Source organism: Streptomyces sp. NBC_00669, from assembly GCF_036226785.1.
Taxonomy (GTDB): domain Bacteria; phylum Actinomycetota; class Actinomycetes; order Streptomycetales; family Streptomycetaceae; genus Actinacidiphila.
Map to the genome: position 1 here is coordinate 1,467,082 of NZ_CP109018.1, position 19,850 is coordinate 1,486,931.

A 19,850-nucleotide genomic window follows, 5' to 3' on the forward strand; every position below is an offset into this window, starting at 1 on the left:
CCCCTGGTGAGGGGAGCCGGTCAGATGAGCAGTCCGCCGTTGACGTCGATGACGGTGCCGGTGGTGTACCCGGCCTCCTCGGAGCAGAGGTAGAGCACGCTGCCCACCGCCTCGGCGACGGTGCCGAGCCTCCCCACCGGGATCTTGGACAGGACCTGCTCGCGCTCGGCCGCGGGGCGCCGCTCCCACGCCGTCGCGATCCGCTCGGTGGCGATCGGGCCGTGCGCGACGGCGTTCACCGTCACCCGGAACGGCGCGAGTTCGTAGGCGACCTGCTTGGTCAGCCCGACGACGGCCGCCTTCGCGGCCACGTACGCGGCGTTGCTGAAGTGGCTGTACGTACGCCCGCCGGCGGAGCTGAAGTTGACGACGCGGCCGTAGCCGGCCCGCCGCATCGCGGGGACACACAGCCGGATCGCGGTGAGCACCGGGACGACGTTGCGGGCCAGCGACTCGGTCAGGAACGCCTCGTCGAGGTCGGTGACCGGAGCCACCCGGGTGTCGCCGCCCACGCCGTTGACCAGGATCTGCGGCGCCCAGCCGCCGCTGAGGGTGGCGAGCTGCTCCTCGGTGCTGCGCACGTCCGTGATGTCCACGTTCAGGGTGCGGACCTCCGTGAGCTCGGCGACCTCGCCGGCCAGCTCCTTCAGGGCCGCGCCGTCGCTGTCGAGGAGCACCAGCCGGTCGCCGCGGCGGGCGAGGGCGCGGGAGAGTTCCGCGCAGATGCCGCCCGCGGCTCCGACGACCAGGGCGGTTCGCGGGGTCGCGGTCACAGGTCTTCCGTCCTCTCCGGAGAGGTGCGCAGGTACGGCGTGAGGGCCGCGGACGGGGCGAGGCCGTGGCCGTGGCCGGCGACCGGCGGGGCCAGCCCCCGGTCGCGGTCGATGGCGAAGGCGGGCTCGGTCAGCGGGGTGGGGAACCACTCGTCCTGGCGCCCGGCCTCGACGGTCACCGGGTCGTACAGCCGGGCGGCGAGGGTCCGGCCGACCGACCACAGCGGCCCCACCTCGCCCACCTGGACGCCGAGTTGGACCCGCATGCCGTGGTCGGCCGCCCGCGCCGCGGTGCGCAGCGCGGGCAGCAGCCCGCCGCATTTGGAGACGCGCACGTTCACCAGGGACGCGGCGCCGGCGGCGGCGGCCAGGTCGACGTCCACCGGGTCCACGGCCGACTCGTCGAGCATGACCGGGACGCCGAGTTCCTGGATACGGCGCATCGTCGCCCAGTCCCGCGGGGTGGTGGGCTCCTCCAGCCAGTCCGGCCGGGCCTGGTCACGCAGCAGGCCGGCGCCCTTGAGCGCGTCCTGCGGGTCCCACGCGCCGTTCGCGTCGACCGACAGGCCCACCTCGTCGCCGAGGGTCCTGCGCACCTCGACCGCCCGCCGGGCGGTCTCCTCCGGGTCGCCCAGCGCCTTGAGCTTGACGTGGGCGAGGTGGGAGCGCGCCGAGGCGCCGAGGGCGCCGAACTGCTCGGCGGGTGAGCGGCTGAGGTCCACCACCTGGCTGACCGGCCGCGGGGGCACCCGGCGTTCGGCCAGGGCGCCGTCGACGCCGGGGCAGGCGTCGATGACGGCCTCCATGGGCAGTCCGTGCCGGCGGCACAGCGCGTCGAGCAGGGCGGTCTCCAGTGCGGCGGCCGCGGCCGGTGCCCGTCGCAGGCCGCCCAGCAGCCGTGGCAGGTCCAGGTCGGCCAGTACCGCTACGGCGGGGCCGAAGTCGAGGCCGGACAGCAGCACGTCCAGCACCGCGGTGTCCAGACCGGTCAGCGCGGTGTGCGCGCTGACCAGCGTCTCGCCGGTGACGTAGGGCCGGGGTGCGCCCTCGCCCCAGCCCTGGACACCGTCCCAGCGCAGGTGGAGCAGGACGGACCGGGTGCGGCTGTGGGAGTGGGTGGCGTGGGCGAAGGGGCGGTGCAGCGGGACCTGTGCGATGCGGACGTCCAGGTCGGTGATCACGCCTGGGTCCTCTCCCGGCAGACGGTGTGGAGCACCGCCGTGTCGGCCAGCCAGTCCCACAGTTGCCGGCGCACCGCCGAGAACTCCAGGTAGTGGGTGTCCGCGGCGAAGTGCACCTCGACCGCCTCCGGCTGGAGGCGGGCGAGTTCGCGGCGCGCCACGTCCAGGTCGATGATCGCGTCCCGTTCGGGCCTGGCGAAGTACACCGGGCCGCGTACCGCGAACGGGCACCAGGGTCCGGCCGCGGTGTAGGCGAGTTCGAGCTCGGCCATGACCGAGCGGAACCGGTCGCTGACCTGACGGAGCATCAGATGGTCGTTGGCCATGACCGCCAGGTAGCGCGGGTCGTCGGTGTAGTCGGTGTCGGACAGGGCGACCGGGGTGCGGCAGGTCCCCTCCAGCTTCAGCTGCTCCGCCATGCCGTCCCTGCCGAGCCGGGCATGCTGCTGGCCGAGGGCAGGCGCGCAGAACACGGCGGCGTCGGGGGTGATGCGCGTGGTGGACAGCAGCGCGGCGAGCAGGCTGCCGCCGAAGCTCTGGCCGACGACGGTGAGCGGCAGCCCGGGCGTGCGGTCGCGGACCGCGTCGAACAGCGCCGCGTAGTCGTCCAGCACGCTCGCGGCGGAGGGGAGGTGGCCGCGCAGGCCGCCGCTGGCACCGGAGCCGCGGCGGTCCGGCGCGTAGACCGCGATCCCCCGTCCGGCGAGTTCGGCGCCGGTCTCGAAGAGCCAGCCGGCGTGGCTCTGCAGGCCGTGGATGTAGAAGAGGGCCGCTTCGGGGGCTCGGTCGGTCGGGAGCCACCGGTGGAGGCTGAGCGGGGTGCCGTCCGCAGCGGGGAACTCCTCGGTGCTGCGAGCGACCGGTAACGTTGCGTCATGGTCCATGGGCATGGCGAGGCGATGACCTCTCATGGCAGAAGGGCTGGGGTGCCGCGGCCGGTGGCCCGGCGCGGTGGTCACCGGCGGACGGTCAGGCCCATCTCGGTGACGATGTCCAGCAGCGCGTCGTTGCGCTGTATCCAGTGGTGCTTGATCTGCATGGCCGCGGCTCCGCGCCGGCGCTGCTCCTCGGCGATCAGGCCGAAGCTTCCGGCGACGAGCGGCAGGACCCGCAGCGGGGTGAGCCGGTCGGTACGGCGCTTCTCCGCGTACTCGGAGTTGAGCCGTTGCAGCGCGCGCTCGGCGCCGACGGCGAGCTCGGCCTCGGCGACGGCGCCCAGGCCCTCGGGCCACTCCACGGCGATGACGTATCCGGGCGGGGTCCCCCACGAGGGGATGCAGGTGAACAGGGGCAGCGCGCCCCAGGCGGGGGCGAAGGCCAGCCGCAGGGCGTCGTGGATGTGGGTCTCGGTGAGCTTCTCGCCGGTGAACGAGCTGGCGAAGCCGGCCCGGCCGGAGAACTCCAGCCGGGGCACGGCGCCCACCTTGCCGACGACCTTGTAGACGTCCCCGATGTCGTACCGGTAGAGGCCGTTGGCCTGGCTCATCACCAGGCGGTAGGAGCGGCCGACCTCCACCTCGTGGAAGTCCAGGGTCTCGGCGTCGGACGCGAGCGGGCCGCCGTCGTCGCCGTCCTCGTACGGGGCGAACTCGTACCACCCCTGGTCGACGGCGAGCGGGCCGGCCGACGGGTGGTCGTCGACGGGGAGGGTGACGATGCCCTCGGTGCCCGTCGTGCTGAAGGGCAGCTTCGGGATGCCGGGCGTGACGTTCTCCAGCCAGTCCCGGTACAGGCCGGCGGAGGCGGAGTTCCAGCACACCACCAGGGAGAGGTTGGGCCACAGGTCGGTGAGGCGCAGGCCCGCGTCGCCGCGGTCGAGCATCAGCTGGATGCGCCGGGCGAGTTCGGGATCGGCGGACGCGCCCTGGAAGGGGCGTCCGGCCACGGTGCCCTCGTGCACGTCCCGGACGAGTTCCGTTCCGCGCGCGGCGAGTTGCTCGGCCAGGCCGACGATCTTGGAGGGGTTGAGGGTGACCAGCAGCCGGACGTCGCCGCCCACCAGCAGCCGCAGCTTGCGGTAGAGGCTGTCGCCGTACTCCTCGTCGTCGTCACCGGTGAACCAGGGGGTGTCGTACCACGGCGGCACCCAGTCCTCGGCTCCGACCGCGCCGGGCCGGCGGGAGATGCTGTAGACGGGGAAGCCCTGGTGCTCGACGGCGACGGGAGCGCGCTCCCAGGACAGGTCGAGCAGGCCGGAGCTGAACGGGCGCGGCCGGCCGACCTTCTCGAAGTAGAGCCCCCACTGGGCATAGAGGCCGCGGCCGCGGTAGTGGTCGCGCCAGTGCCGGGTGCTGGGAACGTACTTGGGCAGCCCGGAGGAGCCGGACGTCTTGAGGAATGCGTAGGGCGCGCTGCGGGTGAGGACCTGCGGCTCGCCCGCCAACTGGCGTTCCACGTAGGGGCGGAAGCCCTCGTAGTTGCGGATCGGCAGGGCCCGCTTCCACTGCGCGGAGGTGGCGACGGAGCCCAGGTGGTGCTGGCGGCCGAAAGCGGTGCTCCTGGCCTGGTCGAGCAGGTCCTGGAGTACGTCGTCCGCCACCTGCCCGGGGTTGAGGCACAGCGCTCGCTGCCAGCTGAGCGCGCTTTGCGTGCGGGCGAAGAAGTCGCCGCCGCCATGGAGTTTCGGCAGCGCGGGAGAGGATGTATGAAGATTCATTCTACTTCCCTCGGATGATGAAGCCGGAGAAATGGATCTCATTTCTCCGGCTTCAATCATGTCGCATATCCGTGCGAACGAAAAGGGAAACCGTCAGGCGTTGTTGCGGTTTTAACGTGCCCGCAACCGAGCGCTCGCGGCGGCCTTCAGACGTTCACCGTGGACGCCGCATTGGCGCCGGCGATGCGGCCGAAAACCAGGCATTCGGTGATGTTGCTCGCCCCCTGGTAAAGGTATCCCCACACCGAGCCGAATTCTCCGGCCGAGAACAGCCGCGGAATCGGGTTCCCGTCGGTGCCGATGACCCGCCCCTGCTCGTCCCGCCTGGCGCCGCCCTGGGTGTTGAGGACCACCGGGTGCAGCGGGATCGCGTAGAACGGGGGCGCCAGCGGCTTCAGGGTGGCCGCCGAGCGGCCGAACTCGGTGTCCTGCCCGTCGGCACAGGCCGCGTTGTAGCGGGTGAGAGTGGCGGTGACCACTGACGCGTCCATGTCGAGCCGTTCGGCCAGCTCCTCCACCGAGCCGGCCTCGACGATCCAGCCGCGCTCGACCTCCGCCGCGTTGTCGGGGCTCCAGCGGTACAGGTCGCGGTTGTAGCCGCTCGTGTTCCAGGTGAGCGGCCCGGCCAGCCGGGTCTGCTCGTTGAAAATCGCCCAACTCGGTATCCGCGGGAACTCCACGTTCTCGGCGTCGAAGTGGGAGAACACCCGGTAGAACTCGTGCAGCTCGATTCCGGTCTCGTCGACGTAGCGGTTCCCGGCCCGGTCGGTGTAGATAAATCCGTCGGACGGGAAGAAGATGCCGAACGCCGCCTCGAACTCCGGTGCCTGAAAACCGACGATGGTGGAGGTGCGGGTCATGTGCCACAGGTCGGCGCCGACGCGTTGCGCCATACGTATACCGTCCCCGGTGTTGCCGGGGTTCCCGGCGAACTTCAGCGGCTTGGGCGGCGCGTAGTCCCATTTCAGTTCCGGGTCGTTCTCGAAGCCGCCGCAGGTCAGCACGACGCCCTTGCGGGCCCCGATCGTGATCTGCCGGCCGCCGGCCGTCGCCACGACGCCGACCACCCCGCCCGACGCGTCGGTGAGCAGGTCGCGCGCCGCGGTGCCCAGCCGGACCTGGACCGACCGCTCGGCCACGTTGCGGGACAGCAGGTTCCACAGCCGCAGGGACGGCGGGACGTCGGCGTCGCCGCGGATGCAGTACTTGTCGAAGTTCCCGCTGCCGCCGGGCACCTTGGGGAAGCCGGGGCCCTTGATGGTGCGCGGGTAGGTGCCGGAGACGATGAGCTGCTCGGGGATGTGCAGGTCGCCGCCGAGGTCGGCGGCCCATTTGACCAGCGAGCGCGCCTCGGTGACCAGCGCTTCGAGCACCGGGCGCGGGGTCGTCCCGAAGCAGAGCCGGTCGAGGTAGTCGGTGAAGCCCCGCACGGCCTCGTCGCTGTCCCGGGGGATCACGCAGTTGCCGCCGCTGACACGGGAGTTGCCGCCGGGCTGGGCCATCTTCTCCAGGATCACCACCTCGGCCCCGGCGTCGTGGGCGGTGATGGCGGTGGCGGCTCCCGCGTAGCCGTAACCGATGACGACGACGTCGGTCTCCACGTCGAAGGACTGCTGCTCTGCCATCCGCATGTGTGCTCTCCTGACTGGTGAGTCTGGTGCGATGCGATTGCGTGCGCTCGACCGATCCGCTGATCCGCCGGTCCGGCGGTCCGCGGTCAGGCGCGCGAGGGCTGCCCGATGCGCGAAGGTCTCCGCAGGACGCCCGGGTTGGCCAGGTACTGCGGCGGCCGCCCGTCGAGCAGGGCGGTGACGTTGCGGATCGCGGTGGGGGCCAGCGAGTCGAAGAGCTCTCGGGTGTGCCCCACGATGTGCTCGGTGAGGATGACGTTGTCGAGCCGGCGCAGCGGGTGGTCCGCGGGCACCGGTTCCACCGCGAAGGTGTCGATCGCCGCGCCGCGCAGCCGGCCGGAGGTGAGGGCGCGGGCGAGCGCCGCCTCGTCGACCAGCCCGCCGCGCGCGGTGTTGAGCAGGACGGCGCCGGGCTTCATCCGGGCGAGCTCGTCGGCGCCGATCAGGCCGCGGGTGGTGGCGGTCAGCGGCAGGTGAAGGCTGACCACGTCGCTCCGGCCCAGCAGGGTGTCGACGTCGGTGAACTCGACGTCCGCGGCGTCCTCGGTGCCCGCGTAGTGCTCGGGACGCCGGGTGGCGACCAGTATCCGGCCGACCCGCCAGCCGCGCAGCCGGGCGACCACCTCGCGGGCGATCCGCCCGTAGCCCAACAGGCCGACCGTGGAGCCGGCCAGCATCCGGCCGGTCTGCTCGTAGGGTGCGGGCCTGGCCAAGGAGCGCGCCAACTGGGCTTGTTTGGCGGGGAGTTCGAGCATGAGGGCGGACATCAGCATGACCGTGGACTCGGCCATGCTCTCCATGTTCTGCGGGGTGGCCCCGTTGGCGACCAGGACGCCGTGGGCGGTGGCCGCGTTCAGGTCGCAGGACGCGGTGCTGCTGGAGGCGAAGACCACGCCCCGCAGGTTCTCCGCCCAGCCCATCAACTCCGGTCCGATCAGCGTCCGCGAGCTGATCACGGCCACGGCCGCCCGGGCGAAGTAGCGCGGCCACTGGTGCGGCGGGTAGTCGGTCCTGGCCGGCGCGGGCTCCGCGGGCCCTCGAACGACCCGCACCCCCGCCCGCTCGAAGTGCTCCGCCACCTGCGCGAGTACGTCACCGAGCACGTGGTCGTCGCCGACGAATATCTCCGGAACCCGCGGCGTGGTGGTCATCGTCCCTCCCCGTGGTGGTGCGGCGGCCCGGCCCCTTCATGTGACGCGCCGGACCGACCGGTTGTCGTTGTCCATGCCGAACGCCGCGGCCGCGGCCAGGAAACGCCCGACCGCGTCGTCGGTCATCCAGGCCATGTGCGGCGTGACCAGCACCCGCGGGTGCGCGGCCAACGGGTCCCGCGCCGGCAGCGGCTCCACGTCCAGGACGTCCAGGGCCGCACCGCCCAGCAGGTCCGCCCGCAGCCGGCGGCGCAGTTCTGCCATGTCCAGCAGGGCGGCGCGGGCGGTGTTCACCAGCAGGGCGTCGGGCCGCAGCAGCGCCAGCCTGCGCGCGTCGAGAATGCCGCGGGTCTCGGGTACCGCCCGCAGGTGCAGGCTGACGACCTCCGACTCGGCCAGCAGCGTGTCGAGTTCGCGGCGCCGGACGCCGACGGCGCGCGCGGCCTCCTCCCCCAGCGACGGCGACCACGCCGCCACGTCCATGCCGATGGCCTGGGCCAGCCGGGCCAGCCGGGCGCCGATCCGGCCCCAGCCGACGATGCCGAGGGTGCGCCCGGCCAGATCCCGGCCGGCCACGGAGCGCCAGTCGCCCGGCGCACCGACCGCCGACGGCAGGCGGTGGGCCAGCGCGAGCATCACGGTGAGCGTGAACTCGGCGACCGTATCGGCCGCCAGGCCCGGCGTGTCGTAGACCTCGACGCCGGCCGCGCGCATCGCCGCCGTGTCCACCACGCCGGCGGCCGGCCCGGCGATCACGACCCGGCGGGGCCGCTCGGCCACCAGCGCCTCGGTGTCCACTGCGCCCGAGTCGAAGAAGTGCAGGACGCTGTCGGCGCCGCGGATACGGTCCGCCCACGCCGCGGGTGACCCGGGCGCGCCCGGGTGCACCTCGATCCGCAAGCCCGCGTCGGGGTGGGAGCGCCGCACCAGGTCGGCGAGGCCGGGGTAGCCGTGGCAGGCGGGCATGACGAGCGTGCCCGCCGCCGCGCCCGCCCTCGTCGGCCCGGCCGCTGTGCGCTCAGGCCGCGACATGCCAGTTGTGCAGGTACGGAAGGCGCTGGGCAACCTCGGAGATGGCTGCGCCGGCTTCTGACAGGGTGGTCAGGGTGTCCCAGTTCCCGGCCACGAAGCGCCGGCGCTGCGACTCGTTGATGGTCACCGGCCAGCGCAGGGAGCCGGCCCGCAACTCGCTCCGCTCCAGGTCGACGACGACTTCGAGGGCCGGGTCCGCGTCCACCGCGGCCCGCGCCGCGGCGGCGTCGACGGGCGTCAGCAGCACGCACGGCAGGCCGATGGTCGCCGAGTTGCCGCTGAAGATCTCGCCGAAGCTCACTCCGGCGATCGCCCGGATGCCCCAGCGGTGGAGCGCCTGCGGGGCGTGCTCGCGCGACGAGCCGCAGCCGAAGTTCTCCGCGGTCAGCAGGACGGACGCGGTGGCGTGCTCGGGCGCGTCGAACGGGTGCGCCCCGCCCGCCGCGGTGGCGATGCGGCGGTCGCCCTCGAAGACGTGGTCGCCGAGCGCGTCAAAGGTGAGCGACTTCAGGTACCTGGCGGGGATGATCCGGTCGGTGTCGATGTCGTCGCCGTGCAGCGCGATGGCTGTGCCGCGCACGGAGACCAGGGGTTGAACGGGGATCGCCATGGAGTGCCTTTCTCGGATTTTCGGTGTGGCGGGCGGGTCACGCGGCGCGGGAGCCCGATGCGTCGGCCCGGCGGGGCCGTGCGGGTCCCGCGGGACGGTCGGGCTACGCGAGCCGCGCGAGCTGTGCGGGTCACGCGGGCCGTGCAGGTCACGCAGGCCGTGCGGGCTGTGCGGGTCGTGCGGGTCACGCGAGCCGTGCAAGTCGTACGGGTCACGCAGGCCGGTCGGGCTACGCGAGCCGTGCAAGCCGTTCAGGGGTCACGCAGGCCTTGCGAGCCGGTCGGGCCCGGTCGGGCCGGTCGGGCCCGGTCGCATTCTCTGGCCGGCCGGTTGAACGCCCCGGCCGGCCGGTTGGATCGCTCCGGCGGCCGGTCGGCCGGATTCGGTCAGACCGGTCAGACCGGTCGAGCTGAGTCGGGACCGGCCGGGACCAGTCGAGACCCGTCGGCGAGGCCGAACACCTCGCGCGGGTCGGCGACCGCGCCGCGCACCGCTGCCGCGGCGACCGCCAGCGGCGACATGATCAGGGTCCGGCCGGTCGCCGCCCCCTGCCGCCCCTTGAAGTTCCGGTTGGAGGACGAGGCCGCCGTCTCCCCGTCCGCGAGCCGGTCCTGGTTCATCGCGATGCACATGGAGCAGCCCGGCTGCCGGAACTCGAAGCCGGCCCGTTCGAACACCACGTCCAGCCCTCGCTCCACCATCTGGGCCCGCACCTCGTGGGAGCCGGGGACGGCCAGGGCCCGTACCCCCTCGGCCACCTTGGCGCCGGTGCGCACCAACTCCTCGGCCACCGCCTCGAAGTCCGAGAGCCGCCCGTTCGTGCAGGAGCCGAGGAAGGCCACGTCGATGCGGATGCCGGCGACCGGTTGGCCCGGTTCGACCCCCATGAACGCGCGGGCGTCCGCCAGGGCCGCCTCCTCGTCGCCGGAGGCCCGCTCCGGCACCAGTCCGTCGACCGGGACCGACTGCGCGAGGTTGACGCCCCAGGTGATCATGTGGCCGATGGCGGCGCCGTCGAAGACGACCTTGTCGTCGTACACGGCGTCGTCGTCCGACCGCAGCGAGCGCCACCAGGCGACCGCGCGGTCCCAGTCCTCGCCCTGCGGCGCGCTGGGCCGGCCCTCGAGGTAGGCGAAGGTCGTCTCGTCGGGGTTGCAGTAGCCGACGAGCGCGCCGCCCTCCACCACCATGTTGCACACGGTCATGCGCTCGTCCATGGACATGGCGTCGACCACGGGGCCGCCGAACTCGTACGCGTAGCCGACGCCGGCCTTGGAGCCGAGGTGGTGGATGACGTGGAGGATGACGTCCTTGGCGGTGATGCCGGGGGCCAGCGCGCCGGTGATCTCGATGCGCCGCACCTTGAGCCGCTTGGTGACCACGGTCTGGGTGCCGAGCACGTCGCGCACCTGGGAGGTGCCGATACCGAAGGCCAGGGCGCCGAAGGCACCGTGTGTGGCGGTGTGCGAGTCGCCGCACACGATCGTCAACCCGGGCTGCGTCAGACCGCGTTCGGGGCCGACGACGTGCACGATGCCGTTCTCCCGGCGCTCGGGCGACAGGAAGCGCAGCCCGGCGGAGGAGGTGTTCGCCTCCAGCGCGCTGATCATCGCCTCGCTCAGCGGGTCGGCGAAGGGGCGGGCGACGTCGTCGGTGGGGATGACGTGGTCGACGGTGGCCACGTTCCGCTCCGGGTAGGCCACCTTCATCCCGCGCTCGGCCAGCATCGAGAACGCCTGCGGGCTGGTGGCCTCGTGGATCAGGTGCAGGCCGATGAACAGCTGGTACTGGTCCTCACCCAGTTCACGCACCACATGCAGGTCGAAGACCTTGTCGTACAGAGTCGAGGTCATGGTCGTTCTTCTCCTTGTGCAAGGGCGTGGACTGTGGTGGTGGAAGATCAGGAGTGGCCGGCGGTGACGCCGCCGTCGACCAGTACGGTCTGGCCGGTGACGTAGCTGCTCAGCGGACTGGCCAGCCAGAGGGCGGCGTTGGCCACCTCTTCGGGCGCTCCGAGCCGCTTGAGGGGGGCCCGGCTGCTGCGGGTGGCGAGCGCGCCGGCGTCCGCGTAGAGGGAGCGCAGGAGTTCGGTGTCGGTGGACCCCGGGCTCACCACGTTGACCCGGACCCCGGAAGCGGCGTACTGCAGCGCGGCGGACTTGCTCAGGCCGATCACCGCGTGCTTGGTCGCCGAGTACAGCGGGCTCTTGGCGTGGCCCAGGTGCCCTGCCACCGAGGCGCAGTTGACGATGGAGCCGCCGCCCGACGCCAGCATCCGGGCCACCTGGTGCTTCATGCAGCTCCACAGGCCGTGCAGATTGGTGCCGACGACGAGGTCGAAGTTCTCCTCGTCGTCCTCGTGCAGCGGACCGAACCGGCCGAAGGTGCCGGCGTTGTTGAACGCCGCGTCGAGGCCGCCGAAGCGGCCGACGGTCTGCTCGACCAGATCGGCGACCTCGTCCTCCCGCGCGACGTCGGTGCGGACGGCGAGGGCGTCGTCCGGGTGCGGCAGCAGGAGGCGGGTCTCCTCCAACTGGTCGGCGCGGCGGCCCGCGACGACGACGTGCGCCCCGGCCCGCGAGAACGCGACCGCTGCCGCGCGTCCGATGCCGCTGCTCGCGCCGGTGACGAGCACCACCTTGCCGCTGAGCCCGAACGCGTCGCTCAACGCCTGGTCTTCCGAGGGTGATTCGACGATCGAGGTGGAGGGTGCCACAACTACTCCCATCAGAGCCTGCGGTCGTGCCCGGGGACTTGCCCCCCGACGCCAGCGGCGGAGTGCTGTCCACCGTACGGGAATCGATTCTTGCACGGCAAGAGAAGAAATCCGGGCGCCGCCGTGACAAAGGCGGGCGAAGCGCCTCCCCTCGGCGCGTCAAATGGCCTGATCTCGTGGCAACATGACGCGAAGTCAAGGAACGCCGTCAGCTGATCAGCTTTCAGGACTGTCCATTGGGTGAGGTGCTAGTCTCATTATTCGCAGTGGAGACCCTCGACCTGAAGGAACTGTCCGATGGCAGACGAGTCGATCGCGGGCGGGTACACGGGCACCAGGCCACCCCGGACGGCGGAGCCCGCAGAGATCCCCTCAAGCACGCCGGGCGGCGACCGGCTCCGCGTGACCATGGCCTACGCCGGCGGCGTCCTCGGTCCGCTCGGCGGCGGCGTCGTCTCGCCGATGATGTTGCAGATCGGCCTCTCGCTGCACGCGTCGACGAGCGAGGTGGCCACCTCGCTCACCACCTACTTCGTCGCCTTCGCCGCCGCCCAACTGGTCTCAGGGACACTGGGCGAGCGCTGGGGCCGCAAGCGGACCGTACGCACCGCGTACCTGGTCTACGCGGTGGGGTCGGTGGCCTGCGCCCTGGCACCGAACCTCTCCGTCCTGCTGGTCATGCGGGCGGTGCTGGGCGTGGCGAACGCCTTCACCTCCCCGCTGCTGCTGGCGGGGCTGGCGGACATCGTCCCGAAGGAGCGGCTGAGCCGTTCGGTCGGGATCTACGCCAGCTGCCTCGCCGCCGGCCAGTCCTTCGCGCCGCTGGTCGGCGGCCTGGCGGCCGGCTCGTCCTGGCGGCTGGGCTTCGTCGTCGTCGCCGTCGCCGCGGCCGTGCTCGCCCTCTTCCCGCCCCCCGGCGAGCCCCGGCCCGGCGCGTCGGCGCCGCCGTGGCGACCGCTGATCAGCCGGCGGATGGCCTGGCTGTCGGCCGCGGCCTTCGCCTCCTACATGGGCGCCTCGGCGCTGCCGTTCCTGGTCTCGGTCTACGCCGAGGAGCACTTGGGCCTGGGCTCGGGCGTCACCGGTGTGGTCGTCCTCGGCTTCGGCCTCGCCGGCCTGCTCCTCGGCGCCTCGTGGGGCTCGCTCACCGACCGCTACGGCGCCAAGCTCTGCGGGACCGTCGCGGCCGTGGTCAGCGCGGTCTTCGTCACGCTGTGCGGCATCACCGGCTCCGGCGTCACCCTGGCGCTCGCCTGGCTGGGGGCCGGCGTGAGCGCGTCCATGGTCACCGTGGCGCTCCAGAACCTCACCGTCCGGGCGGTCCCCGGCAACCGCAGCGGCTCCCTCTCGGCGGTCTCGGCCTTCCGCTACAGCGGATCGGCCATCGCCCCGCTGTGCTGGCTGCCGATCTACAACTCCTCGCCGTCCGCGTCCTTCGTGGCCGCCGGAGCGACCGCGCTCCTCGCCGCGGTGGCCCTCCCCCTGGTCCGTACCGGCCCCGAGCAGCCGGCCCGCGCGGGCGCCTGACCGCGCTCCCCCGACTCCCCCGACTCCTCCAACTCCTCCAACTCCCCCGCACCATCGGTATCCGTCAAGTTTCGGCCTCGTCGAGCAACGTGACGTCGGAAAGGAACTCCTGTGAGTGATCCCTCTGGTCTCCGCATCCTGGTGCTGAACGGCCCCAACCTCAACCTCCTCGCCGAGCGCGACCCGTCCCTCTACGGGCGGACGACGCTCAAGGAGATCGAGCATCAAGTCACCGCACTCGGCGAGGAGTTGGGCGTCTCGGTCACCTGCGACCAGCGCAACTCCGAAGGGGAGATCGTCACCCTTCTCCAGGACAGCCGTACGGCCTACGACGGCGTGGTCCTGAATCCCGGCCCCCTGTCGCACTACAGCTACGCGCTGCGCGATGTCGTGGACGTGATCAGCACCCCGGTGGTCGAGGTGCACATCTCCAACATCCTCGCCCGGGAGGCGTTCCGGCAGACCAGCGTCACCTCACCGGCCGCGCAGGGGGTCATCTGCGGCTGCGGCGCGTTCGGTTACGAGCTGGCGCTGCGCGCGGTGCTGCACCGCATCGCACAGAAGCAGGACCCCGCCGTCCGGTAGTGCCGCGACCGGCAAGGTTCACCGGTGCGCGGCACCCGGCACAGCGCTGGCAGGAGGGCCGCTCCTCCTCCCGCGTCGGCCGCGCCGGCACCCGACCGGACGGGCACGACGTGCGAAGGGCCCCAAGCCCCAAGCCCCAACCCATCCGCCACCCCGGGCGGTGGGGCCCGCGGTTCGCGGTGGTTGCGGTGACGGCCCGGGGCGGAAGCGGCGGTGTCCGCCGCGGGCGCCGGGGAATCCGAGGTCGCCGGGGAACGGCCCGTCAGGTGGGTGAGGAGGCGACGGCAGACCGGCCGCGGCATCCGGACCTCACCCTCCTCCCCCGCCGCCACCAGCCGCTTCGCCGCAGCCGCCGGCGCCGACACGTCGTCCCGGCCGGCGCCGGCCGTCCGCGCCGGGACGGCCGACGCCTGCTCCGCTGCGGACCGTGGGGTGGCCGCTGGGTTCGGTCAGACGGACGCGACCGGCCGGGACCGCGGAGCCGAGCGGCCGATCCGCCCCGCTCGGGTTCGCGGTCTGTCCGGCCCGACCGTCGACGCGGCCCCGCGCCGCACCCTCCACCGTCGACCGGGCCGGCCTCGTCGAGTACCGCCTCCGCGGCGCCGGGCCACGGCCGCGGCGCCCGGGGCGACGACGGCGTCGAGCAGCGTCAGCATTCGCAGGATGCACCCAACCCGCCCTGTATATAGTCCGTTTGACGGCTGACGAAGGGGCAGGACCGAGATGCGCTACTACCTCTACGTGTCCCGTGCCAAGGTCGACATGCTCTTCGGACAGATCCCGCGGAAACTGCTTCCCCAGCTGGTCACCGAGGCCCGCGCCGACCTGAAAGTGCTCAGCGTCTCGGTGCGGCAGCCGCGCGAGGAACCCACGCTCTACGACCGCCTCAGCGTGGTCGAGACGCACCTGGACCGCGAGTACGACATCGGCTGGATGACCGAGCCCGCCCGATGGTTCCGCGGCGAGTCGGGACTGCGGACCGCGGTGACCGGCATGCCGGGCAGCCCGGTCCTCATGACCTGCGTGGACGAGGACATCGTGGTCGCGCTGATCGGCTCCTCGCACCACCTCGTGGGCCGCGAGGAGCCGCCCGCCGAACTGGGACGGGTGGGCCACTCCTGGCTCCCCGCGCTGCACGCACTGCTTGAGGAATCCCGGGCCGGCCGCGAAACGCCGGACACCGAAGCCCTCGACTCCGACGGGACGCTGCGCGACGTCATCGCCTTCGCCCAGCACGCGACCGGACCCGCCACCTGGTGCGAGTTCCTGGCCCGGCAACTGCTGCGCGGCAGGGCCACCGGTCCTGACGGCCGCGAGCGGGACGTGGTCGTCGCGACCCCGCTCTACGTGGCCATGTCCGACGAGATCCAGGAAGCCTGAGTGCGCGGCGCTCCCCCGAGCAGCCCGGCCAGGCTACGTCTCGTCGGCGACGTCGACGGCCTCGCCCGGATCGCGCTGGGCCGGGAGGCCACACCGGCTGCCCAAGCCGCCGCCCTGCTCTCCGACATGGGCGGCCTGGACGCGGCGAACGCCCTCTTGATGTGCGTGCGCCGGCACGGCAGACGCTGCCGCGTCGAAAGCTACGACGACGAACAGCTCTGGCCGCTGCTGGAGGCCGTACGCGGGCTCGGCCGGCTGCGGGAGCACCGCGCCGTCCCGCTGCTGCTGCCGCTGCTGGACCCGGGCACCATGATCCCGGACTACCTCACCTACCGGCTGGAGACGGCGGTCATACGAACCCTGCTCGCCATCGGAGCGCCCGAGGGCACCGACCTGCTCCTGGCCCGGCTGGCCGGGGCTCCGGACAGCGCGGACATCGACCTCGTGCACGAACTGCGCGACCCTGAGGCCGTCGTACCCCTGCTGGCCCTCCTGTGGAACATGCTGCCCGGCTACCCCGTCCAGGCCGTACGGGCGCTCGGCTCGTTCCGCGACGCACGCACCGGGCCGGCCATGCTCTACCTCGCCTCCTCCACCGGCTCCACGCGCGAACTCCGCCGGGCGGCGCTCCAAGCGCTTGTCGACCTCCCCGACGTGCCGTGGGCCACGACCCGCAACAATCTCGGGATCAGCGCCTTGCTGTGGCGCCTCACCCAGGACCCCGACCGCGAGACGGTCTGGCTCGCCGCGGTACTGCATTCCCGCACGGAAGACGGCCGGCAGACGCTCGTCAGCCGCCTGCGCCACCCGCACAGCGCCCACGACCGTGCGGTGCCCGAGTCGCTGCCGTCCGAGACCGCGTGCATGATGGCGTGCGCCGTCATCCGCGAGAAGCCGGACCTCTTCGACGCCGCGGAAGTCGGCCCGCTGTTGAGCAGGCTGCTGCTCGCCCGCGAGGAGCCCCGCCCGCTGCGGCAGGCCGCGGCCGAGGCCCTGGGCTCGCTCGGCGGGCAGGCCGCGACCGCCGCCCTCCTGGATGCCCTGGGCCACGACCGGATCGCCGACTCTGCCGCCGACGTACTCGCCCGCCTCCCGGCCCCGCCCGAACAGCGGCTGCTGGAACTGCTCGCCGGCAGCGGCGACCCCGTCCGGCGGCGAGGAGCGGCTGTGGCTCTCGGACTTGCCCGAAGCACGGCCGCCGCGCCACTCCTGCTGGCCGCCCTGGACCGGGCGGGACCGCGCCCGCTGCGCGCCGCCGCCACCGACGCCCTGGGCCTGCTCGGCCACCGGCCCGCAGCCGAACCCCTCGGCGCGATACTCACCGACCCGGCGGAAGCCCCCGGTCTCCAGGCCCGCGCCGTACGGGCACTGGGCAGGATCGGGGTACCGGAATCGCTGACCGCGGTGTCCGCGGCGGCCCGCGCCCCCTCCGAAGCGGTACGGCTGCGGGCCGCCGAAGCGCTGGGCGGATTCCCCACCGACGAGGCCGTCCGACTGCTCGGCCACCTCGCGGGCGACCCCGACGCCGACATCGCGTGCGCGGCGCTCAGCGCGCTGGGCCGTATCGGCACCCCCGCCGTGCGGGAGCTGACCGCCCTGGTCGAACGCGCACCCGGACAACGGGCGCCCGCACAGCGGGAACTGGTCCAGGCGCTCAGCCGCTGCGCGGGAGCCGAGGCCGTCACCGCGCTCGGACGTGTGGCGACCGGACCGTTCGAAGCCGCGGCCCGCGCCGCAGCGGTCGACGCGCTCGCCGACCGGCCGGAACCGGAGCGGCTGGGGCCCCTGCTCCGGTTTCTCGACGGCAACGGGCCCGCCCGGATGCCCAGGCATGTCGACGTGGTGGGGGCACTGGCCCGCATCGATGACGACTTGGCCGTCGAATCGGTGGTCGCCTACTTCGAGAGCCAGAGCTTCTTCACCGCCCAGCACTCTTGGGACGAGGCCCGTAAGAGCCTCACCACCCTCGCAACCCGCCGCCTCCGGGACTCCACCCTCTAGGCCCCCGCCGTGGGGATTGCGCCCCTTTCCCGAGCCGCCGGATACTTCCGCCGCTTCCCGCCCCCGTTGGCGTGTCAGTCCGAGAGGCGCAGTGCGGGCACCAGCGCCGGGATGATCAGTATGAGGAGGGACGGCAGGAGCAGGGCGACGCGGAGGCTGGTCGCGCCGCTGACGAAGCCGATGAGCGCCGGGCCGACCAGGAAACCGATGTAGCCCATGCCGACGATGAGCGAGAGCGCACGACCGGCGCTGCCGTGGGCCACGTCGCCGGCGATCGTGTAGATCTGCGGGGTGAGCCCGGCGAGGCCCAGGCCGAGTCCCGCGAAGCCGGCCACCGCGAGCCATGGCGCGGTCGACAGCACCCCGGCACCGAGGCTGACCGCCCCGAGGACCGCGCTGTACTGGAGGAACCGCCGGGTGCCCAGGGAGGTGACCACGCGGTCGCCCGCCACTCGCGAGATGAACATCGCGATCGAGAACACCACGAAGGCGGAGCTCGCGAACGCGACGCCGGCACCGAGGTTCTCGTGCAGGTAGACGCTGCTCCAGTCGCCGACGGCGCCCTCGGCGACCATGGCGAACATGGCGAAGAGCCCCAGCAGGACGGTCGCGAGCCGCAGGCTCGTGCCCCTCGCTGTGACGTGCGCACGAGCCGACCGGACGTCCGCGTCCACGTCCGCGTCCACGTCGATGTCAGCGTCCACGTCCACGTCCGCGGTGCCGGGGCCCCCGGGCAGCCGCCACGCGTGCGCCAGCACCGCGGGCACGGCCGCCACGCAGAGCACCGCCAGGAAATGGTGCCGGACGGAGATCCCCGCACCCGCGGCCAGGCCCCCGCTCGCCGCCCCTGCCAGCCCGCCGACGCTGAACAGGGCATGGAAGGACGACATCATCCGCCGGTGGTAGGCCCGTTGGACATCCACCGCGGCGGAGTTCATCGTCACGTTCAAGGTGCCCTGGACGGCGCCGAAGAAGGCGAGGACGCAGCAGAGCGCCGGCAGGTTCGGGGCCATGGCGGCCAGCACGAGGGCGATCGCCTGGGTCAACGCGAGGGTGCCCAGCGCCCGTGCCGGTCCCAGGGCGTCGATCACCCGGGCCAGCAGCAGCATTCCCAGCACCGACCCGGCGGCGAAACAGACCAGTGCGGTGCCGAGTTGGGTGTCGGTCAGCCCGAGCCGGTTCTTGAGGGTCGGCAGCCTGCTGGTCCACGTGCCCACGACGACACCGAAGTACCCGAACACCAGCGAGACGGCGACACGGGCCCGCACCAGATGACGGGAAGGGCGCGCCGCCGGGGCGTCCCTGCGGCCGGCAGTGCGGGGCGACGCCGCCGATCCCCTCACCTGACCGCCAGCGGTCGGTCGACCCGGGTGAACAGGTCCGACACCCGTTCCGCGATCTGCTCCGGGGCCCACCGGCGGGATCGTCGTTCGGCCGCGGCTCCCTTGCGTACGGCGTACGCCGAGTCCGCGATCAACTTCAGTGCCCGGTCGAGGAATTGAGCCCGGTCGGCGAACAACAGGTCGTCGTCACCGATGATTTCGGGGATGGCGCCGCGCCGGACGCCGAGCACCGGGCGCCCGGACGCCATGACGTCGACCACGGCCATGCTCCACAGCGCACCGGCGCGCAGCGGCGCGACACCTATGTCGGTGCGCGCGATGACCGCCTCGTACGCGGACCGGGTCGGCGCGTCCACCGTGCTCACGAAGGGCAGTTGCGAGATCCGCGCCAGCACGGCGTCCACGCTGCTGTCCAGCTTCCGCCGGCGTGCCGACCGTCGCCCGGTCGGGTTGGTGACCACCACGCGGAACGGGGTCGGCGAGATCTCGGCCAGCTCCTCGAACCAGTCGAAGAGTTCCGTGGTGCCGTAGTGGGCGTAGAGCCGGTGGTTGTAGAGGAAGGTGGGGATCGGCGGCGAGTCACCGGTGCCGGCCCGCGGGTCCGTACCGCGTACGGTCGTCGCGGGCACCACCTCAACGTCCGTACCGCGTACGGTCGTCGGCGGGGGCACCACGGCGAGCTTGTCCGCCAGCGCCTCCGAGCCGGGGGCCGCCGACAGGAACAGCCGTCTCCCCCACTCGCTGCCGATCATCAGCAGGTCGGCGAAGTGCGCCGCCTCGACCTGGCGCGCCCAGATGCTGCCGGCGAGGCCGTTGGCGTTCAGGCTGGGGTCGAAGTGAACGTCGCCGGAGGCGTCGACCGACTCGATGGGCAGGTAGTGGTAGTAGACCCCGGTGGGAACCTTACGGCCCGACTGCTCGGCGATCAGAGCGGACAGCGGGACGGCCAACTCCGGCTGGTTCACGAGCAGTGCGTCCGGCGTGGAACCGCACGAGGCGAGCGCGTTCTCCAGGTGGGACCACGGAAAGCTGTACCGGACGGCGTACTTCGAATCGGGCATCTCCACTTCGACGGCACGCGACGAGGTGACCGCTCGCACGCCGGGCGGCCCGATCAGGACCGTCTCCCATCCGAGGTCCCGCAGGCCGCGCAGCAGCGACTCCTGGAACACGAACCCGCTGTCCGCCAGGAGATTCGAACCGTTGCTCAGGTTCAGGTACGAGTAGAGAACCGGCATTTCGTGTGCCTTCCTCTCGGCGCGGA

Annotated in this window: 16 protein-coding genes; 4 read left to right on the top strand and 12 right to left on the bottom strand. The window is 72.6% G+C overall.

What is annotated here, in order from left to right; translation table 11 throughout:
• Positions 1–20: 20 nt before the first annotated feature.
• The 10 genes from OG896_RS05885 to OG896_RS05930 form a co-directional block, all read right to left on the bottom strand.
• A complete protein-coding gene (locus OG896_RS05885; RefSeq protein WP_329363046.1) occupies positions 21–773 on the bottom strand; it encodes an SDR family NAD(P)-dependent oxidoreductase in 753 nt (250 codons plus the stop codon).
• A complete protein-coding gene (locus OG896_RS05890; protein ID WP_329363048.1) occupies positions 770–1,954 on the bottom strand; it encodes an enolase C-terminal domain-like protein in 1,185 nt (394 codons plus the stop codon). Before OG896_RS05890 ends, OG896_RS05885 begins: the two co-directional genes overlap by 4 nt.
• A complete protein-coding gene (locus OG896_RS05895; protein ID WP_329363050.1) occupies positions 1,951–2,838 on the bottom strand; it encodes an alpha/beta hydrolase in 888 nt (295 codons plus the stop codon). Before OG896_RS05895 ends, OG896_RS05890 begins: the two co-directional genes overlap by 4 nt.
• A 71-nt stretch (positions 2,839–2,909) precedes the next feature.
• Complete coding sequence (locus OG896_RS05900; RefSeq protein ID WP_329363052.1) at positions 2,910–4,610, bottom strand: GH3 auxin-responsive promoter family protein; 1,701 nt, start codon at positions 4,608–4,610, stop codon at positions 2,910–2,912.
• A gap of 146 nt (positions 4,611–4,756) precedes the next feature.
• Positions 4,757–6,241, bottom strand: coding sequence for an FAD-dependent oxidoreductase (locus OG896_RS05905; protein WP_329363054.1), 1,485 nt, complete (start codon positions 6,239–6,241; stop codon positions 4,757–4,759).
• A gap of 86 nt (positions 6,242–6,327) precedes the next feature.
• Positions 6,328–7,392 (bottom strand): 2-hydroxyacid dehydrogenase, encoded by a 1,065-nt coding sequence (locus OG896_RS05910; RefSeq protein WP_329363056.1) that lies wholly within the window; start codon positions 7,390–7,392, stop codon positions 6,328–6,330.
• Positions 7,393–7,428: 36 nt separating this feature from the next.
• On the bottom strand, positions 7,429–8,424 hold the full coding sequence (locus OG896_RS05915) for an NAD(P)-dependent oxidoreductase (RefSeq protein WP_329363058.1): 996 nt from the start codon (positions 8,422–8,424) through the stop codon (positions 7,429–7,431).
• Positions 8,411–9,034 (bottom strand): 3-isopropylmalate dehydratase small subunit, encoded by a 624-nt coding sequence (locus OG896_RS05920; protein WP_329363059.1) that lies wholly within the window; start codon positions 9,032–9,034, stop codon positions 8,411–8,413. The genes OG896_RS05915 and OG896_RS05920 overlap by 14 nt, the downstream gene beginning before the upstream one ends.
• Before the next feature lie 395 nt (positions 9,035–9,429).
• Positions 9,430–10,887 carry a 3-isopropylmalate dehydratase large subunit gene (locus OG896_RS05925; protein ID WP_329363061.1) on the bottom strand — a complete coding sequence of 486 codons (1,458 nt, stop codon included), beginning with the start codon at positions 10,885–10,887 and terminating at the stop codon, positions 9,430–9,432.
• A gap of 47 nt (positions 10,888–10,934) precedes the next feature.
• Positions 10,935–11,750, bottom strand: a complete 816-nt coding sequence (locus OG896_RS05930) for a glucose 1-dehydrogenase (protein ID WP_329363063.1) — start codon at positions 11,748–11,750, stop codon at positions 10,935–10,937.
• A gap of 297 nt (positions 11,751–12,047) precedes the next feature.
• Here OG896_RS05930 and OG896_RS05935 point away from each other — a divergent pair, with 297 nt between their 5' ends.
• The 4 genes from OG896_RS05935 (at position 12,048) to OG896_RS05950 (ending at position 17,243) form a co-directional block, all read left to right on the top strand.
• Positions 12,048–13,277, top strand: coding sequence for an MFS transporter (locus OG896_RS05935; RefSeq protein WP_329363065.1), 1,230 nt, complete (start codon positions 12,048–12,050; stop codon positions 13,275–13,277).
• A 111-nt stretch (positions 13,278–13,388) separates the two neighbouring features.
• Positions 13,389–13,862: a type II 3-dehydroquinate dehydratase gene (gene aroQ, locus OG896_RS05940; RefSeq protein ID WP_329363067.1), complete on the top strand. Its 474-nt coding sequence runs from the start codon at positions 13,389–13,391 to the stop codon at positions 13,860–13,862.
• 723 nt (positions 13,863–14,585) lie between these two features.
• Positions 14,586–15,242, top strand: coding sequence for a DUF7019 family protein (locus tag OG896_RS05945; RefSeq protein ID WP_329363069.1), 657 nt, complete (start codon positions 14,586–14,588; stop codon positions 15,240–15,242).
• Entirely contained in the window at positions 15,243–17,243 is a 2,001-nt protein-coding gene (locus OG896_RS05950; protein WP_329363071.1) for a HEAT repeat domain-containing protein, read from the top strand.
• Between the two features lie 74 nt (positions 17,244–17,317).
• On the opposite strand, the gene OG896_RS05955 is transcribed toward OG896_RS05950, so the two are convergent.
• Together OG896_RS05955 and OG896_RS05960 are read right to left on the bottom strand one after the other, a co-directional pair.
• Positions 17,318–18,511, bottom strand: a complete 1,194-nt coding sequence (locus OG896_RS05955; RefSeq protein ID WP_329363073.1) for an MFS transporter — start codon at positions 18,509–18,511, stop codon at positions 17,318–17,320.
• Between the two features lie 71 nt (positions 18,512–18,582).
• Positions 18,583–19,824 carry a glycosyltransferase gene (locus OG896_RS05960; RefSeq protein ID WP_329363075.1) on the bottom strand — a complete coding sequence of 414 codons (1,242 nt, stop codon included), beginning with the start codon at positions 19,822–19,824 and terminating at the stop codon, positions 18,583–18,585.
• Positions 19,825–19,850 lie beyond the last annotated feature (26 nt).

Excerpts from the sequence above, each read along its gene's own strand:
- OG896_RS05895 (WP_329363050.1), bottom strand. The coding sequence starts at position 2,838 with ATGGACCATGACGCAACGTTACCGGTCGCTCGCAGCACCGAGGAGTTC.
- OG896_RS05900 (WP_329363052.1), bottom strand. The coding sequence starts at position 4,610 with ATGAATCTTCATACATCCTCTCCCGCGCTGCCGAAACTCCATGGCGGC.
- OG896_RS05905 (WP_329363054.1), bottom strand. The coding sequence starts at position 6,241 with ATGCGGATGGCAGAGCAGCAGTCCTTCGACGTGGAGACCGACGTCGTC.
- OG896_RS05910 (WP_329363056.1), bottom strand. The coding sequence starts at position 7,392 with ATGACCACCACGCCGCGGGTTCCGGAGATATTCGTCGGCGACGACCAC.
- OG896_RS05915 (WP_329363058.1), bottom strand. The coding sequence starts at position 8,424 with ATGTCGCGGCCTGAGCGCACAGCGGCCGGGCCGACGAGGGCGGGCGCG.
- OG896_RS05920 (WP_329363059.1), bottom strand. The coding sequence starts at position 9,034 with ATGGCGATCCCCGTTCAACCCCTGGTCTCCGTGCGCGGCACAGCCATC.
- OG896_RS05925 (WP_329363061.1), bottom strand. The coding sequence starts at position 10,887 with ATGACCTCGACTCTGTACGACAAGGTCTTCGACCTGCATGTGGTGCGT.
- OG896_RS05935 (WP_329363065.1), top strand. The coding sequence starts at position 12,048 with ATGGCAGACGAGTCGATCGCGGGCGGGTACACGGGCACCAGGCCACCC.
- OG896_RS05945 (WP_329363069.1), top strand. The coding sequence starts at position 14,586 with ATGCGCTACTACCTCTACGTGTCCCGTGCCAAGGTCGACATGCTCTTC.
- OG896_RS05960 (WP_329363075.1), bottom strand. The coding sequence starts at position 19,824 with ATGCCGGTTCTCTACTCGTACCTGAACCTGAGCAACGGTTCGAATCTC.